Origin of the sequence: Blautia acetigignens, from assembly GCF_025566865.1 — a bacterium.
GTDB lineage: Bacteria > Bacillota > Clostridia > Lachnospirales > Lachnospiraceae > Blautia_A > Blautia_A acetigignens.
On the sequence record NZ_JAOQJM010000014.1, the window covers coordinates 59,718 to 75,073 of the forward strand.

The 15,356-nt window shown below is 47.6% G+C and carries 15 protein-coding genes and 1 pseudogene; 2 read left to right on the forward strand and 14 right to left on the reverse strand.

Going from position 1 to position 15,356, the window contains the following annotated elements:
• The first annotated feature begins 40 nt into the window (after positions 1-40).
• Entirely contained in the window at positions 41-865 is an 825-nt protein-coding gene (locus tag OCV70_RS14730; protein WP_021926436.1) for a helix-turn-helix transcriptional regulator, read from the forward strand.
• 69 nt (positions 866-934) lie between these two features.
• Here the strand turns inward: OCV70_RS14730 and OCV70_RS19895 are convergent.
• From OCV70_RS19895 to OCV70_RS14760, 7 genes and pseudogenes are all read right to left on the reverse strand, one after another.
• Positions 935-1,069, reverse strand: a pseudogene (locus OCV70_RS19895) (DUF6783 domain-containing protein); the annotation flags it as partial.
• A 30-nt stretch (positions 1,070-1,099) separates the two neighbouring features.
• A complete protein-coding gene (locus tag OCV70_RS14735; RefSeq protein WP_021925287.1) occupies positions 1,100-2,188 on the reverse strand; it encodes a GGDEF domain-containing protein in 1,089 nt (362 codons plus the stop codon).
• A gap of 114 nt (positions 2,189-2,302) precedes the next feature.
• Entirely contained in the window at positions 2,303-3,775 is a 1,473-nt protein-coding gene (gene miaB, locus OCV70_RS14740) for a tRNA (N6-isopentenyl adenosine(37)-C2)-methylthiotransferase MiaB (protein ID WP_330385742.1), read from the reverse strand.
• Positions 3,776-3,976: 201 nt separating this feature from the next.
• A complete protein-coding gene (locus OCV70_RS14745; RefSeq protein WP_117851823.1) occupies positions 3,977-4,480 on the reverse strand; it encodes a DUF6465 family protein in 504 nt (167 codons plus the stop codon).
• A 275-nt stretch (positions 4,481-4,755) separates the two neighbouring features.
• The gene (recG, locus tag OCV70_RS14750; protein ID WP_021925290.1) at positions 4,756-6,810 is read right to left on the reverse strand and encodes an ATP-dependent DNA helicase RecG; all 2,055 of its coding nucleotides are present in this window, start codon (positions 6,808-6,810) and stop codon (positions 4,756-4,758) included.
• 172 nt (positions 6,811-6,982) lie between these two features.
• Entirely contained in the window at positions 6,983-8,629 is a 1,647-nt protein-coding gene (locus tag OCV70_RS14755) for a DAK2 domain-containing protein (protein WP_202031059.1), read from the reverse strand.
• 60 nt (positions 8,630-8,689) lie between these two features.
• The gene (locus tag OCV70_RS14760; protein WP_117851829.1) at positions 8,690-9,049 is read right to left on the reverse strand and encodes an Asp23/Gls24 family envelope stress response protein; all 360 of its coding nucleotides are present in this window, start codon (positions 9,047-9,049) and stop codon (positions 8,690-8,692) included.
• Positions 9,050-9,262: 213 nt separating this feature from the next.
• Here OCV70_RS14760 and rpmB point away from each other — a divergent pair, with 213 nt between their 5' ends.
• Positions 9,263-9,448, forward strand: a complete 186-nt coding sequence (gene rpmB / locus OCV70_RS14765) for a 50S ribosomal protein L28 (RefSeq protein WP_021925509.1) — start codon at positions 9,263-9,265, stop codon at positions 9,446-9,448.
• A 99-nt stretch (positions 9,449-9,547) separates the two neighbouring features.
• Here rpmB and OCV70_RS14770 read toward each other — a convergent pair whose 3' ends face one another.
• The 7 genes from OCV70_RS14770 to OCV70_RS14800 all read right to left on the reverse strand — a co-directional run bounded on the left by OCV70_RS14770 (position 9,548) and on the right by OCV70_RS14800 (position 15,355).
• The gene (locus OCV70_RS14770) at positions 9,548-9,685 is read right to left on the reverse strand and encodes a hypothetical protein (RefSeq protein ID WP_021925510.1); all 138 of its coding nucleotides are present in this window, start codon (positions 9,683-9,685) and stop codon (positions 9,548-9,550) included.
• Between the two features lie 177 nt (positions 9,686-9,862).
• Complete coding sequence (locus OCV70_RS14775) at positions 9,863-10,237, reverse strand: GerW family sporulation protein (RefSeq protein ID WP_021925511.1); 375 nt, start codon at positions 10,235-10,237, stop codon at positions 9,863-9,865.
• A gap of 3 nt (positions 10,238-10,240) precedes the next feature.
• The gene (locus OCV70_RS14780; RefSeq protein ID WP_021925512.1) at positions 10,241-11,539 is read right to left on the reverse strand and encodes a hypothetical protein; all 1,299 of its coding nucleotides are present in this window, start codon (positions 11,537-11,539) and stop codon (positions 10,241-10,243) included.
• 4 nt (positions 11,540-11,543) lie between these two features.
• The gene (locus OCV70_RS14785) at positions 11,544-11,855 is read right to left on the reverse strand and encodes a hypothetical protein (protein WP_173766600.1); all 312 of its coding nucleotides are present in this window, start codon (positions 11,853-11,855) and stop codon (positions 11,544-11,546) included.
• A 141-nt stretch (positions 11,856-11,996) separates the two neighbouring features.
• Positions 11,997-12,452: an NUDIX hydrolase gene (locus tag OCV70_RS14790; RefSeq protein WP_021925514.1), complete on the reverse strand. Its 456-nt coding sequence runs from the start codon at positions 12,450-12,452 to the stop codon at positions 11,997-11,999.
• A gap of 121 nt (positions 12,453-12,573) precedes the next feature.
• Positions 12,574-14,058, reverse strand: a complete 1,485-nt coding sequence (locus OCV70_RS14795) for a peptidoglycan D,D-transpeptidase FtsI family protein (protein WP_173766598.1) — start codon at positions 14,056-14,058, stop codon at positions 12,574-12,576.
• Positions 13,982-15,355 carry an FtsW/RodA/SpoVE family cell cycle protein gene (locus OCV70_RS14800; protein WP_021925516.1) on the reverse strand — a complete coding sequence of 458 codons (1,374 nt, stop codon included), beginning with the start codon at positions 15,353-15,355 and terminating at the stop codon, positions 13,982-13,984. Before OCV70_RS14800 ends, OCV70_RS14795 begins: the two co-directional genes overlap by 77 nt.
• Between the last annotated feature and the right edge of the window lies 1 nt (position 15,356).

A 15,356-nucleotide genomic window follows, 5' to 3' on the forward strand; every position in this document is an offset into this window, starting at 1 on the left:
TTCGTGATACTTTTACCAAAATAGTTCAGGAGGCGCTGCTATGAGTACACGCTCTTTTTCCTTCGATTTTGAAAATCCCCTTGCCCAGGAAGCGGTTCTTGTGAACGCTTCCCTTTCCCGGTATGAAAATGACTGGCCCAGCATTCCCCACACCCACGCCTTTACAGAATTGTTCTATGTGCTGGAAGGAAGCGGGGAATTTGTGATCGAGGACGAAACCTTCACCATCTCCAAAGATGACCTGATCATTGTGAATCCCCACATCCAGCACACGGAAACTTCCAGAAACGCAGCGCCCCTTTCCTATTTCACAGTAGGCGTGGACGGGATCAGTTTCTCTTTTCACGATCAGAAAGAGTTCCAGATTTTTAACTGCCGGAAGAAAAAGACGGACCTGCAGTTTTATTTCCACTCCCTTTTCACAGAGCTGGACCAGAAAAATCCAGGCTATGAGGAAATCTGCCGCCATACCCTGGCTATTCTCATTATGCAGCTGCGGCGGATTACCGTATCCGGATTCCAGCTGGTTCCCTCCCTTCATCCAAGCAGGGAGTGCGCCCAGGTCAAGCGCTATCTGGACGCCAGCTACAGTCAGGAGATTACCCTGGACACCCTGGCAAAACTGACCCATCTGAACAAATACTATCTCAGCCACGAATTCACCAGGTATTACGGCATCTCGCCTATTAACTACCTGAACCGCAGGCGCATTGAAGTGTGCAAGGATCTTCTGGAAAATACGGACTACGATATTTCCACCATCGCCCACCTGGCCGGATTTTCCTCCCAGAGCTACCTGGCACAGAGCTTTCGAAAGCACTGCCAGATGACCGCGGTCGAATACAGAAAGAGTGTCAGAAAATAAGAGAGACCGTTTCATATAAGTCTCTCTAGAGCGTGTTTGAAAAAGGCTTTCTGCAAGATGTGCGTCACAATTTGTGGGAGATTTTGTCCGGATGAGGGCGCCGTAGCAGGCTACGGCAACTGAATTCGGGCAAAATATACCGCAAAGTGGGGCGTGCAGATTGCAGGAATGCTTTTTCAAACACGCTCTAACATCAGCCAGCATGCCCCTCACACGAAAAAGGCCAGGCAGTCTTTAATAGATCACCCGGTCTCGTCCTTGTTTCTTTCCCATATAAAGCTTGTCATCCACGTTCTTCAGAAGCGTATCAATGCTGGAGGAAAAATCATTCTCCTCAACTCCAAAGGTCATGGTCACCTTCAGCCACTCTCCCTTCCAGTCAAAAGGATCGTTGTCCAGCCGCATACGCAGTACATTCAAGATCTCGCATACCTGGTCCCCGTTCATGTCCGGGAAAAAGAAAATAAACTCCTCTCCGCCCCAACGGCAAAGCCTGGCATGCTCCCCCAGCACCTCGCTCATATGCCTGGTGATCCACACCAGCACTGCATCCCCGCAGTCATGACCCCAGTTGTCATTAATTTTCTTAAAGAAATCAATGTCACCCATTCCCAGGGTAAAGGCCATATTGGAGTCCTTCTGATGCTTCTCTGTGATGTACTGCATCATCTGGCGGCGGTTCCAGAGCCCGGTCAGCGGGTCGGTGCCAGCCTGCTTCTTCAGCTGCTCATTGTAGAGCACCAGCTTCTTCTCTGCAGACTCCACATTGGAGCTGAACATGGCACACACAACTCCCATAAGCACAAAGGAGAGGATCATGTTCATAATCTGCAGTACAACCGTTGCGTTCTCAGTAAGCCCATAATAAGGCTGGTTCCTCCTGCAGTAAACAAACAGCACAAACCGCACAGCAAACAGAAACGCCGTGTATCCGATCTTATATCCCACCCCATTGTAAATGGCAAAATACACCAGCACCAGCATCTCAAACATCAGGTGCTGAATACCGCAGTCCCAGCCATACATCAGGATAAAGATCACAACCCACGCCAGCTGCAGTGTCACGCACATCACTACGCCGGTACGTACCCGAAGCCTGTAGGTTCCGAAAAAGATCAACGCTGCCAGCACTGCAAACACATATCCGATCCACCCTCTTGTCCGTGGACTTACCAGGCACATTACCAGTGGAAAGATAAGAAAATACAGTCCAAGAAGCAGCATGATATTCCGAAGGAGAAACAGGATACGCTGGGGTTCATTCTCATGAGCTGCTTCTTTCTTGAGTAGTGAATAAAACCTTCCGCACAGTTCTTTCAACATATACGGTGCCGCCTTTCCCATGAGTGTTTGTTATTTTCTATTTTGCACTATTTTATACAAAATTGCAACCATTTCCAGGAAATTTATGTGATTTTTTGCTATGAAGTAATCAACTTACACCTGAGTTCCCATATAGTAGAAGCCCTTGCAGGTATCCAGTCTTACATTGATATATTTGCCAAGAAGATCCGGGGTTCCCGGGAAGTGTACCAGAAGATTGTACTGGGTTCTTCCTGTGAAAATGCCCTTCTCCTTGCTCTCGGTCTCTACCAGAACTTCCTGCACTTCGCCCTCAAATCTGGAGGAAGCCTCTCTTCCTTTCTCCTGAACTAGTTTCAGAAGACGATCGAAACGGTCTTTTACCACATCCTCCGGCACCTGATCCTCCATCTTGGCTGCAGGGGTGCCGCTTCTCTTGGAATAGATAAAGGTAAATGCAGTGTCAAAGCAGGATTTCTCCACCACATCCAGAGTCTCCTGAAAATCCTCCTCGGTCTCGCCTGGGAAGCCTACGATAATATCCGTAGTTAGGGAAATATCCGGCACTGCCTTACGGATCTTCTCAACCAGACCAAGGTATTTCTCCTTGTCATAGTGACGGTTCATCACCTTCAGAATACGGCTGCTGCCGGACTGCATGGGAAGGTGAAGGTGATGGCAGACCTTCTTGCTTTTTCCCATGTACTCGATGAGCTCGTCAGAAAGATCCTTCGGGTGGGAGGTCATGAAGCGGATTCTCTTCAGGCCTTCGATTGCCTCAACCTTCTCAAGAAGCTGGGCAAAAGTGACCGGATTCTTCAGAGTCTTGCCGTAGGAGTTTACGTTCTGTCCAAGAAGCATGACCTCAGTCACGCCATCTGCCACCAGTGCCTCGATTTCTTTCACAATGGCCTCCGGCTCACGGCTTCTCTCCCGGCCTCTTACGTAAGGTACGATACAGTAACTGCAGAAATTGTTGCAGCCGAACATAATGTTGACGCCGGATTTGAAAGAGTAATTGCGTTCTGTAGGAAGCTCTTCCACAATCTTGTCGGTGCCTTCCCAGATGTCGATCAGCTGGCTGTCACGGTTCTCCATCTCATAGAACAGCTCGGCGAACTTGAAAATATTGTGGGTTCCGAATACCAGATTGACAAATGGATAGTCCTTCTGGATCTTGTCCACCACCTGTTTCTCCTGCATCATGCAGCCGAAAAGGGCGATCTTCATATCCGGGTTGGATTTCTTCAGGCTGTGAAGCTTGCCAAGACGTCCGTATACCTTCAGATTGGCGTTCTCACGGACGGTACAGGTGTTGTAGATAACAACGTCGGCGTTCTCTGTGTCCTGTCTCTTAAAGCCGATCTCGTCCATGATTCCGGCTACTACCTCGGACTGCTTCTCGTTCATCTGACAGCCAAAGGTCTGGAGACAATAGGTGATAGGGCGTCCAAGTTCCTGCTCCTTGAGGGTAACCATAGTGGCAAGCTTGGCCATGTAATAATACTGGCGGCCGGCATCATCTGTAGGCGGCGCGCCAGCGGTATCTATTTTGCTGAAGTCAATTTCGTTAAACATAGTTTTTCCTTTCTGAATAAGTAATATCATAAAAACAACCCCTGGATCACAGGGGTTGTGGGATTGCCTGCAATGTAAAGAAAAAATTTCGTTACATTTTAATATTTTATCGTATTTACACCTGTTTGTCCAGAGCATGTTTGAAAAATCATCCGCTCTGTTTCAGGCATAAAAAAAGCCCCGGAGCGTCTGTCTTCACAGATTCCCCGAAGCTTCCAGTTTAAGGAAAAATTACAGTTCGATGTAATGTCCCTCTGCTTCACCGTTTACTACATAGTATGCCTTGTTCTCTTCTGGTTTTACGTAAACTTTAATATCCTGGATGTCTTCTTCTTTCTTTCCGGTCATCTCTATCCAAGCTTTCTTAACATCAGACACCAGATCTTTGGAAGCAAATTCCTTGCCTAAGTACTGGAAATAAACTTCTGCTGTTGCTGCTGCAGCGGCTTTCTTTGTTCTTCTTACAGGCTTCTTAGCCTCAGCTTTCGGAGCAGCTTCCTTTGCAGGTGCAGCTTTTGCTGTCTCTTTCACAGCTTCCTTAGCGGTCTCTTTAACTGTCTCTGTTGCAGCTTTAACAGTCTCTGTAGCTGCCTTTACAGTTTCTACAACAGCGGTCTTAACAGCCTCTGCCTTGGATTGCTCAGCCTTTACCTCTGCTGCAGGTGCTGCAGCAGTCTTCGCTGCTTTCTTGGCTGCCATTGTTTCTGCCTTTTTTGTAGTTCTCTTTGTAGCCATTATAATAGCCTCCTTGACGGTGAAAATATTCTTCGTTCTTGCTTCTTCGTTAGGATACTACGATTTTGAAAATTTGGCAAGTTTCCGAAAATCACCCCTTGACAAGCCTTTTTCTTCGGTTCATAGGTAAAATTATACAAATCTGCTCTCATTATTTCCCGAAATCCCCGGGTTGAAATTCCAAATTCCTGAGAATTTTTGTTTCTTTGCACAGTTATTACCAAAAAAATTTCGTTTTTTGCCGTTTTTTTCGTCGCATATTTCCTCGTGACTGCCTACAATCCAAGGTTTTCAAGGTCATATTTCATATAAGAATTCAATCTTTCCCGCAGCATTTCGTTCTGTGGCAGCGTCAGTTCCCGGTCAAGCTCCAGGATTCCGCCAGCCGCATCACTGGCAGCTTTCAGCACATCTGCGTCCTGGTAAATATCCCCGATGCGAAATTCCAGCTGGCCGCTCTGGCGGATTCCAAACAGGTCGCCGGGGCCGCGAAGCTTCAGGTCTTCCCCTGCAATAAAAAATCCGTCGTTGGATTTGTTCAGGATCTCCAGTCGCTTGGAGGTTTCTTCCTGTTCATTTCCCTGCATAAAAATACAGTAGGACTGATACTCCCCGCGGCCTACACGGCCTCTTAACTGGTGCAGCTGGGCAAGGCCGAAGCGCTCTGCGTTCTCTACCATCATCACCGTGGCATTGGGCACGTTGACGCCAACCTCCACAACGGTGGTGGACACCAGCACCTGGATTTCCCCGCTGGCAAACTGTTCCATGATCTGATTTTTTTCCTTGGGCTTCATCTTGCCGTGGAGCATGCCGATGGTGATATCTGAGGGGAAAATTTCCCGGATCCGCTGGGTGTAGTCCGTTACATTTTCCCCGTCTGCGCCCTCGCTTTCCTCTACCATAGGGCAGATGATGTAGGCCTGGCGGCCCTGGCGGATCTGTTTCTCAATAAAAGAATAGGCCTTGGGGCGGTAGGAGGTTCCCACCACGCAGTTTTTAATAGGAAGACGCATGGCAGGGAGCTCGTCAATGATGGAAATATCCAGGTCACCGTATACAATAATGGCCAGAGTCCTGGGAATAGGGGTGGCGCTCATAACCAGAACGTGAGGCGCATTGCCTCTTGTGGTCAGCGCTTCCCTTTGCTTCACGCCGAAGCGGTGCTGCTCGTCTGTGATGACAAGGCCAAGGTTTTCGTAAACCACTTTCTCCTGGATCAGGGCGTGGGTGCCAATGATCACGTTGGCCTCGCCGGATGCAATCTCTCCGTAGATTCGCCGCTTCTCTTTCAGAGTGGTGGAGCCGGTCAGAAGCACTGGATGGCAGGAGGTGATTCCCTGTTCCTCCATAAGTTTGGTAAAGGCCTCGAAGTGCTGGTTTGCCAGAACCTCTGTGGGCACCATCAGCGCTGCCTGGTAGCCGTTTTCCACGGTCAGGACCATGGCAAGGAAGGACAGGATGGTTTTGCCGCTTCCAACATCTCCCTGAACCAGTCTGGACATAAGAGTGTGGCTGCAAAGATCCCGCTCGATCTCATGCCAGGCGTTTAGCTGGGCCCTGGTCAGCTTGTAGGGCAGGTTTTCCATGATCTGCTCCGTGGTCCACACTGGCTTCATGGGAAAGGCATTGGGGGCTTCTTCCGTCTTGCCCTTCAGAATCTGCACAGCCAGGATAAACAGCAGGAATTCGTCAAATACAAGCCGTTTTCTCGCTACCAGCAGTTCCTGCATATTAGCGGGAAAATGGATGGCGGAAAGGGCATAATTGTCATCTGCCAGGTGATAATATTCCTTGATCTCATCCGGGAGAAATTCTGTCTGCAGGTTCTGCTCTTCCAGAATCTGGTGCATCAGCTTGATGATCAGCTTGTTGGTTAATCCTGCCGTAAGGCCGTAGATTGGCTGCATGCTGTGCAGAACTTCCTCGTAAGCAGCCGGGGTGAAAATTTCCGGATGCTCCATTTCCAGGCGGCCTTTTTTCCGGGAAACTTTGCCGCGGAGAATGAAGCAGCTGCCTTTTTTCAGAGTGTTCTTCAGATAAGGGGCATTGAACCATGCCACGGCAAGGCGGCCGGTGGTATCTGCAACGGTGATGGAGATTACCTGGAGATTGCGGATTTTGTTCACATACACGCCTGTGGTGATGGTGGCGCGGATGGCTGCAACCGTGTTCTCCTTCAGAGAGCCGATTTCTTCCGGTTCCTCATATGCATCGTAATTTCTGGGATAGTAATGGAGCAGGTCGTCTGTTGTGGTGATCCCGATCTTCTGAAATAATTTTTCTGTTTTCTCCCCTACTCCCTTTAATTCACGAAGCTGCTTCGCCACGGTTTTTACCTCCTAATCATAAGTAACTGCCCATACTGACTTGTCTGAATTCACACAAAACAAACCGCAAAATGGGGCGGAAAAATTCCCGCCCCAAAATCAGGCTGCATCCAGCAGTCTTCTTTGTCTTTCTTGTATCGCGAATATGAAGCAACTGCCCTCTGGCATTCCTTTATTCTACAGAAATAATGTAATAGTAAATCGGCTGTCCGCCCATGTTTACCTCTACTTCGCAGTCCGGATATGTCTCTTCCAGTTCTTCTGCAAGCTTATTGGCAGCCTCCTCGGAAGTCTCGGCACCATAGTAAATGCTGATTACCTCAGAATCCTCGTCTACCATAGCCGCTACCATCTCCTTGGCAACTGCTTCCCGGCCTTTGCCTACTGCAAGGATTCCGTGATCACCGATTCCCATAATATCGCCCTCATGGATGTCTTTCTCATCCAGTCTGGTGTCGCGGACCGCATAAGTAACCTGTCCGGTTTTCACCATGGAGACAGCTTCCATCATGCCCTCTAAGTTCTCCTCTCCGGTCATATCCGGCTGGAAGCTGATAAGAGCTGTGATTCCCTGAGGAATGGTCTTGGTAGGAACAACTACGATCTCCTTGTCCTCGGTCAGGTCTCTTGCCTGATTTGCAGCAAGGACAATATTCTTATTGTTCGGGAAAATGTAAATGGTGTCTGCGTTTACTTCTGCGATGGCGTTCAGCATGTCCTCAGTACTTGGGTTCATGGTCTGGCCGCCCTCGATAATCCAGTCTACATTCAGCTCTTTGAACAGGGCAGAAAGTCCCTCTCCAACGGAAACGCTGATGAAGCCGTATTTCTTGCGCTCTTTGGCAGCCTTCGCAGCGGCATCCTTCTTCTCCTGCTCTTCCTGCTCCCTGGCAAGCTTCTGGGCATCCTTGATCAGCTTCTCCTGATGCTCCTCGCGCATATTATCAATCTTCATGCGGGAAAGGGCGCCATAGGTAAGTGCTTTCTCAAATGCCTGTCCCGGATGATTGGTGTGTACGTGTACCTTCACGATCTCGTCATCTGCTACCAGAACAACAGAATCGCCGATGGACATCAAAAATTCCTTGAAGCTGTGTACTTCCTCGTCTGGAAGGGGCTTGTCCAGAAGAATAATAAACTCTGTACAGTAGCCAAACTTGATCTCTGCTTCTGCCTGCGGGGAAATCTTCGTTACAGAAGATGCAGGGGCAGCTTTCTCAAATGCAGTGTAGTCGATTTCTTTGCCAAGGTAGCCGTCAAATGCGCCGCGGAATACCTCAAGAAGTCCCTGTCCGCCGGAATCTACGACTCCAGCTTCCTTCAGGACCGGAAGCATCTCCGGTGTACGTGCAAGAGTCTTCTCTGCGTGCTCAAAAATGGCGCGGAAGAAAAGCTCCAGGTTCGCGGATTCCTCTGCGATCTCAGTTGCCTTTACAGCAGCCTCACGGGCTACGGTAAGAATAGTTCCTTCCTTCGGCTTCATAACTGCTTTGTATGCAGTCTCCACAGCCTTCTCCATAGCTGCAGCGATCACCACTGCATCCATCTCTTTATGTCCCTTGGTTCCCTTGGTAAAGCCTCGAAGAAGCTGGGAAAGGATAACGCCTGAGTTACCTCTGGCACCGCGCAGGGAACCGGAAGAAATTGCCTTGGCAAGGGTCTCCATGTCCGGGTCTGCAAGAGCGCTTACTTCCGATGCAGCTGACATGATGGTCAGGGTCATATTCGTACCGGTATCTCCATCTGGAACCGGAAATACATTCAGCTCGTTGATCCATTCTTTCTTCGCTTCCAGGTTCTTGGCTCCTGCCAGGAACATTCTGGAAAGTATCTTGGCATCTATGGTCTGTCTATCCACCACAAGTTTCCTCCTCTAATCCTAATCTATTGCACGAACACCTTCTACATAAATGTTGATCTTCTCGATCTCCATTCCTGTAAAAGCCTCGACTTTATATTTTACATTATTTACAAGATTATCTGCAATAGTGCTGATATTTACGCCATACGCCACGATCACGTGAAAATCCAGACGGATCTTATTGTCCTCTGTGATCTTAACATTAATACCGTGCTGCAGAGAATCTCTCCTGAGCAGTTTCACAAGGCCGTCCTTCATGCTGACAGCGGCCATACCGATAATACCGAAACATTCTACTGCAACGCTTCCTGCATAAGTAGCGATTACATCCGTATCAATAATGATCTGGCCAAGGCCGGAATCTATACGTCCCTTCATATGGTTTACCTCCATTAATTTGATTTTCAAAATGTATATACTCTATTATACCCTTTTTCTTTCCATAACACAACGTCCAATTTTAGCACGCATTTTACCAAATAGCAAATTTATTTTAAAATTGTTTTAAAATTTTCCTTTTTTTGCTTGCAAAATGTAATTTCATCTGTTAGAATATGAACTGTTGAAAAAAAGCGTCAAGGAGGTGCTATCATGGCTAAATGCGCAATTTGTGAAAAAGGTGCTCATTTCGGAAATAATGTGAGTCATTCCCATAGAAGATCCAATAAGATGTGGAAATCAAACGTAAAATCCGTTAAGGTTAAAACTGAGAACGGAGCTAAGAAAATGTACGTATGTACTTCCTGCTTAAGATCCGGAAACGTTGAAAGAGCCTAAGTAACACCCGCCCTCACAGAAATGTGAGGGCTGTTTTTTTATAAAAATAAGAGCAAAAAAACAGGCGCAGAAAGGATTTCATTTCCTTCTACGCCTGTTTTATTTACAGAATAGATGATATCCGCACATCAGACACAGAGCTGCGGCGATCAGAAGCGCTATGGTCTCAGACACCAGAAGTCCGATCACCATCCCCAGTCCGATAAAAAACAGCATAAACCCAAGAACTTTTCCCATATCTTATACAGTCCTGTCTCTTTGGTTTAGTATATTTTATGCAGGGAGACCGCTTCTGAACACTTTTGCAGATTTTCTCTGTCTTCTGACCTGCAAAAACACATTCCAAAATCCTGTTTCACTTTCACTGGATTGAATCTGCAAATTGCAATGCACATCTTGCAGGTGTACTTTTGCTTACTCTTCTTCAGAGTCTGCAGTCTCAGCGCTGTCACTTCCGCCAGGTGCGAAGCGGTTTACAAAATCCGGAACCATATCCAGAACTTTGGTCAATCCATCCTGGTTCTTTACGTTGACAAGCTTGGTGGTTCCATTCTGGATCACCAGCACGGCACATGGAGTCATTTTTCCGGCGAGACCGCCGCCTCCGTTGTTCTTCTTCTCTCCTGCGAAAGCTCCGGCACCTACGCCAAAGGATACGTCCACCAGCGGAAGTATAATCGTATCGCCTACGTGAATGGCGTCTCCCACTACCGTCTTGGCAGCTACAAAGCCATCCATTCCTTTAAACAGGGAGCTTACTGTTTCTTTGAAGTTGTTTTCGTTTTCCATTGTTTAGTCCTCCTTATGCTTCCATCGGTTGATGACGTATTTTACATTTTTATTGATATAGATCTCAAGTGCCGCCTTTACAAACATAATCCCATAAATCCGGCCTTTCAGAGATATATTTCCTGTGAGCTGGTTCTCCCCGTCAAAAAGGGGAGTGACCTGAATTCGGTTCTGATGGAATGGGAATGTCATTCCAAGAACCGCCAGAACTGTTCCTGTAATGGATGGATCATCACAGCCAAAAGTAACCTGGCCTTCCACTTTAGTTGGAAGTACGTGGTGGATCAGGCCTTTGGCATCTTTCCATACCAGGGCGATTGCGGCTTTGGTTTTCTCATTTCCAAGAAATTCCTTCCACCAGTCCAGCTTGCTTCGGATTCCGGCAATAGTATTTCGGATGTGCCGAATCTTCCCAAGGATGCCTTTTATAAAAGAAGTGATTTTCCTCCACAATGCCCCTGGAAGCCCTATGATCCTGGTTAGTATATCCCGGATACGGGTAAATAAAACCGGAAGTTGGCTCTTGCCGGACTCTGTGTTGACCGATTCCGAGGTTTCTCCCTCAATTACTTCTGGCACTTCATCTGCAACATCTTCTGTATTCGCAGCTTCCGGTGATTTCTTCTCGCTGACCGTTATTCTTACAATATCCGGTGATTTTTTCTCCGGCATTTCCCTTGACGGCTCCTGGCGAATTGGTTCCTGCTGTTCTTCTTTTTTCCTGGATTCTGCTTCGGAGCCTTCTTCTGTTCTTTCAGCTTCTGGTTCCGTTGTTTTCTCATGCGGCAGTTCTGATTCCTTTGCCGGGATTTCCTTTACTTCCGCTTTCTTTTCCGATGACTTCTCTGGCTCAGAGCGTGTTCGTTCTTTTTGTTTGCTGGACTTTTTCTGGTCATCTGCGGCAGCCTTTCCACTATCGGCAACCGGCTTCCCACTCTTTGCGCCAGTCTTCCCGCGGCTTCCCTGCCCCCGGCTTTGGCTTCTGCGCCTTCCACGCGCCTTGCGCCGCTTTCCAAGTCCATCCAGCCACCCTCGGATCTGATCCAGTGAAATCCCAAACAGGGTAATCACAAGCTTCTGCTCTCCGTTCTTGAAAAAGAACCGGACGCCGATCGCACGAAACAGCCAGCTTACCCTGGCTTCGATTTCGGCTTCCTTAAAGCTGTCGCCTTCCTTCGCGGCGGCCGCACTGTACCGCACCGGGCAGAACAGAACCAGCAAAACCGCCAGCAGCACAAGTCCCAGCAGGATTCCCAGAAGAATCAATATAAACTTTATGAGGATCCACAGTATATGTAACATGCGCTCACCTGTTCTTAAAATATTCTTTTACCTGAAATGCCCCTGTCTCACCGTAAATATTCTTCACGATATCCACAGCCAGATCAGTTGTTTCATCTTTGCCCTTCGCCATGCCGATAATCTCCGGACACTTGGCATAATAACTCTTCTGGATCAGCATATAGGATGGAATGATCTCCAGAAGATTTCCCGGATTCTCAGACAATGTGACAAGATACACGCCAAGTGCAACCTTGCCTGCATCAATGCGTTTCTTCGTCTTCTCTGCGTCCTTGATTCCTTCCCCAACATAATAGTCTTCCCGCCATTTCAGCATATCTGGTACAACACTCCTTTGTTATAGAATGATTTCCCTTTCTTCCCAAATTTAAACCAGTAAACAAAAAATGAATCTTATGTTTGCAAAAAGGCTGCGTAACAAGACTACGCAGCCTTTATGATTGCATCTTCGCATTCCTCAGAAATACTTCTGCTGCCGATCCCATAATCCGGCACTTCTAAGCTCCAGATATTCCTGATATGCCTTCTCAACAATCTGCTTCTCATTTGCAAAGCGGAGCAGATGGTAGATTTCGTGGAATTTATAGTATCCTGAATCCACGAAAAATTCCTCTCTTTGAGGCTTGCTATGATAATTATCCGCCGTCATAAGATACCAATGTACCTCTTTGTTGACCATGTCCTCCGGCACTGTGAAATTATACTGGCTCTTTCCCACATATTTCACAATGGAGGCTCTCACATCAGCTTCTTCCTTGACTTCCCGCAATGCGGTCTGTTCATGGGTCTCTCCGGGCTCTACGGTTCCTTTGGGTAAAACCCAGCCCTCGTAACGGTTTTTGTAAGACTTATATAACGCTAGAATCTTACCTCGATGAATTACCACACCGCCACAGCTCGTTGCTTCTATCATGCTGCAATCCTCCTGTAATGCGTGTGTTTTCTCAACTGTTTATAGTATACCTCTTTTTCAGAAAACTGGCAACAGGGAATCTTCGTTTACAAAAAATATATTATAATAATTACAGCATCTGTTATTTGTTTGCATAATATGCATCAAAAATCTGGCCTGCGATGGGCACAGCGGCCTCACTTCCGGAACCGCCGTTCTCTACGATCACAGCTACCACAAGATCCGGGTCGTCCACATTGGAATAACCGATGAACCAGGAATGGCTGTGGCCTTCCTCATCAAATTCTGCGGAACCGGTCTTTCCTGCCACTGTATAGCTTCTGCCGGAAAGGGATGAGGCTGTACCGGAATCTACAACCTGTTTCATCAGCTTACCCAGAAGATTGGCTTCGTTGGAGCTCATCAGTCTCTTATAAGGAACAGGCTCTGTCTTTTTTACCGTGTCATTGCTGTCATTGACAACCTCATCAATCAGATATGGCTTCATAAGCACACCATCATTTGCAATAGCGCAGGTAATCAGAGCCATATGCATAGGCGATACAAGCGTATTTCCCTGTCCGATGGCAGTCTGCATAATAAGAGGCGTCACGGATTTCTTGTCCAGTGAAAAGCTGCTGGTCCGATAAGCGTTCAAGGGCAGGCTTTTGTTAAACAGAAGATCCTCTGCAGTCCGGCGAAGGGAAGCACCGCCCAGATCAACTCCGATACTGGCAAATGCACAGTTACAGGAATTGGCAAAGGCACTGTAGAAATCCTCCTGTCCGTGAACTGTATTGTGATAACAATGAATGGTATGATCCTCCAAGGTAATACTTCCCTCGCAGAGATAATTGTATCCCTCAAAGGTTCCCTTGGTTCTGAAATAGTCAAGGGCTGTAACCACCTTAAAGGTGGAGCCGGGAGGATATGCACCATTGGTAGCACGATTCAAAAGGCTGCTGTCATTCTCATCATTTACGAGCGTCTGCCAGTTCTGTGCTATGGTATTGGGATCAAAGTCAGGCTTGCTCACCTCCACAAGACGCTTGCCTGTGGATGGTTCAATCACCACCACAGCGCCTCTTCGATCTCCAAGGGCATTATATGCCACATTCTGAAGATTGGCATTCAAGGTGGAAATAACCGTATCTCCTGTGTTCTTGGTATTCAAAAACTCATTCTTCAGCTGGGTAAGGAAAAAGGAGTGAGAGGTCAGCAGCGTAAAATTCGCCTCTGACTCCAGTCCGCTTTTCCCATTGGAATCATAGCCCACAACATGAGAAAACACGTTGGAATAAGGATAATTACGTGTCTCAGTCCCGTCCTCGCTCACATTGGTCTGCGCCAGCACCTGACCGTCCGCAGACATGATCTTGCCGCGCACCACCCGGTCAGAAAAAGAATCCTGCCTGGTGTTGTAGGGGCTGTTAATAAAGTCATCGCTTTTGATGCCGTCGAAATAAATCAGATACCCGATCATACTGATAAAGATGATCCCAAAGAAAATGGAAACAAAGGTATACTCTTTATTTCTGGCTTTGCGCTTTTTAGTAATCTCTTTCTGCCGCTGCTTCAGCAGCTCTCTGTCTCGCTCTCTTCGCCGCTTCTCGTCGATGTCTCTCAATTTCTTCGTCCTCGTCCTCTCTATAAATATACAGGCCCTGGATAATGGCAATCATCAGGATCATACACATAATGGAGCTTCCTCCGTAGCTTACCAGCGGAAGGGTCACACCTGTCATCGGAATGAATTTGGTAGCTCCGCCGATGGTGAGAAATACCTGGAATGCATATTCCGTGCCAAGTCCAATGGCGATCAGTTTATAAAACGGATTCTTAATCTGCAGGGCAATCTCCACAATGGTAAGGAAAAAGCTCATGCACACAAGGATCAGGCAGATTGCAAAAATACCGCCCAGCTCCTCGCAGATCGCACTGAAAATAAAGTCATTCTTTACAACCGGAATTTTCTCCGGGGATCCCTGGCAAAGTCCCATGCCAAACCATCCGCCGGTCCCGATTGCAAACAGAGACTGCACGATCTGGTATCCCTCATTCTGATATACCGCCATAGGATCCTTCCAGGCGCTGACTCGCTCCCGCACATGTCCGAACAGGTGATAGGCGATCACAGATCCCACAGCGCCTCCTGCCAGTCCGATTCCCAGATAGACCGGCTTCCTGGTAGACACATAGATCATCACCATGTAGTCAACAAAGAAGATCACCGCACTTCCCAGGTCTCTGGAAAGCACCAGGATTCCCACGTGAAGACCAGCCACCACCGTTGCCAGAACTACTTTCTTAAAGGTAACTTCCCTTGCAAGAAGGGATGCCATAAAGAACACAAAAGTAAGCTTGATCACCTCAGAGGGCTGAATGCCCATAAGGGAAAGCTTCGCACCATAGCTGGTCTGGGCCAGCACAAGAACGGCTGCCAGAAGGACAACGCCCACGCCTGCATAGATCCAGGTAAGGTCCTTCAGAAATTTCATCTTCCGGATCATAACCGGAATCACCAGTGCTACCGCACTTCCGCAGGCAACGATCAGAAGCTGCTTATTGGCAGAAGCGATGTCCAGCCTGCACAGCATAATAAAGCCTACGCTGAGCAGCATGCACATATTATTCAGAAGAAGCATGGATGCATTCTTATAAATCCTGCGGTATAAAATCAGGATCGCCGCGAAATACACCATCATCTCCGCATAAAATACTGCCACCTTAAAATCAAAGGTTTTCAGAAATACTACCAGAAACGCGGTGAAATCCAGAAAAAAGGTAAGGGAAATCTGGGTCTGCAAAAGCCCTTTCCTGTCGGATGCGTGTTTCCCCACCACCAGATAGTAGCACAAAATTGTATATATGATCATCAGTGTAAGGATCACATATTTGGATAACTCAACAACAATATTAATCATA

What these genes read in the sequence shown, in the direction of transcription:
- OCV70_RS14730 (WP_021926436.1), top strand. Translation starts at nt 41, where the DNA reads ATGAGTACACGCTCTTTTTCCTTCGATTTTGAAAATCCCCTTGCCCAG.
- OCV70_RS14770 (WP_021925510.1), bottom strand. Translation starts at nt 9,685, where the DNA reads ATGGGAAAAGTTCTTGGGTTTATGCTGTTTTTTATCGGACTGGGGATG.
- OCV70_RS14775 (WP_021925511.1), bottom strand. Translation starts at nt 10,237, where the DNA reads ATGGAAAACGAAAACAACTTCAAAGAAACAGTAAGCTCCCTGTTTAAA.
- OCV70_RS14760 (WP_117851829.1), bottom strand. Translation starts at nt 9,049, where the DNA reads ATGAAGGGACGTATAGATTCCGGCCTTGGCCAGATCATTATTGATACG.
- OCV70_RS14780 (WP_021925512.1), bottom strand. Translation starts at nt 11,539, where the DNA reads ATGTTACATATACTGTGGATCCTCATAAAGTTTATATTGATTCTTCTG.
- OCV70_RS14735 (WP_021925287.1), bottom strand. Translation starts at nt 2,188, where the DNA reads ATGTTGAAAGAACTGTGCGGAAGGTTTTATTCACTACTCAAGAAAGAA.
- OCV70_RS14755 (WP_202031059.1), bottom strand. Translation starts at nt 8,629, where the DNA reads ATGTTCCTGGCAGGAGCCAAGAACCTGGAAGCGAAGAAAGAATGGATC.
- OCV70_RS14745 (WP_117851823.1), bottom strand. Translation starts at nt 4,480, where the DNA reads ATGGCTACAAAGAGAACTACAAAAAAGGCAGAAACAATGGCAGCCAAG.
- OCV70_RS14790 (WP_021925514.1), bottom strand. Translation starts at nt 12,452, where the DNA reads ATGATAGAAGCAACGAGCTGTGGCGGTGTGGTAATTCATCGAGGTAAG.
- OCV70_RS14800 (WP_021925516.1), bottom strand. Translation starts at nt 15,355, where the DNA reads ATGATTAATATTGTTGTTGAGTTATCCAAATATGTGATCCTTACACTG.
- OCV70_RS14785 (WP_173766600.1), bottom strand. Translation starts at nt 11,855, where the DNA reads ATGCTGAAATGGCGGGAAGACTATTATGTTGGGGAAGGAATCAAGGAC.
- rpmB (WP_021925509.1), top strand. Translation starts at nt 9,263, where the DNA reads ATGGCTAAATGCGCAATTTGTGAAAAAGGTGCTCATTTCGGAAATAAT.
- miaB (WP_330385742.1), bottom strand. Translation starts at nt 3,775, where the DNA reads ATGATATTACTTATTCAGAAAGGAAAAACTATGTTTAACGAAATTGAC.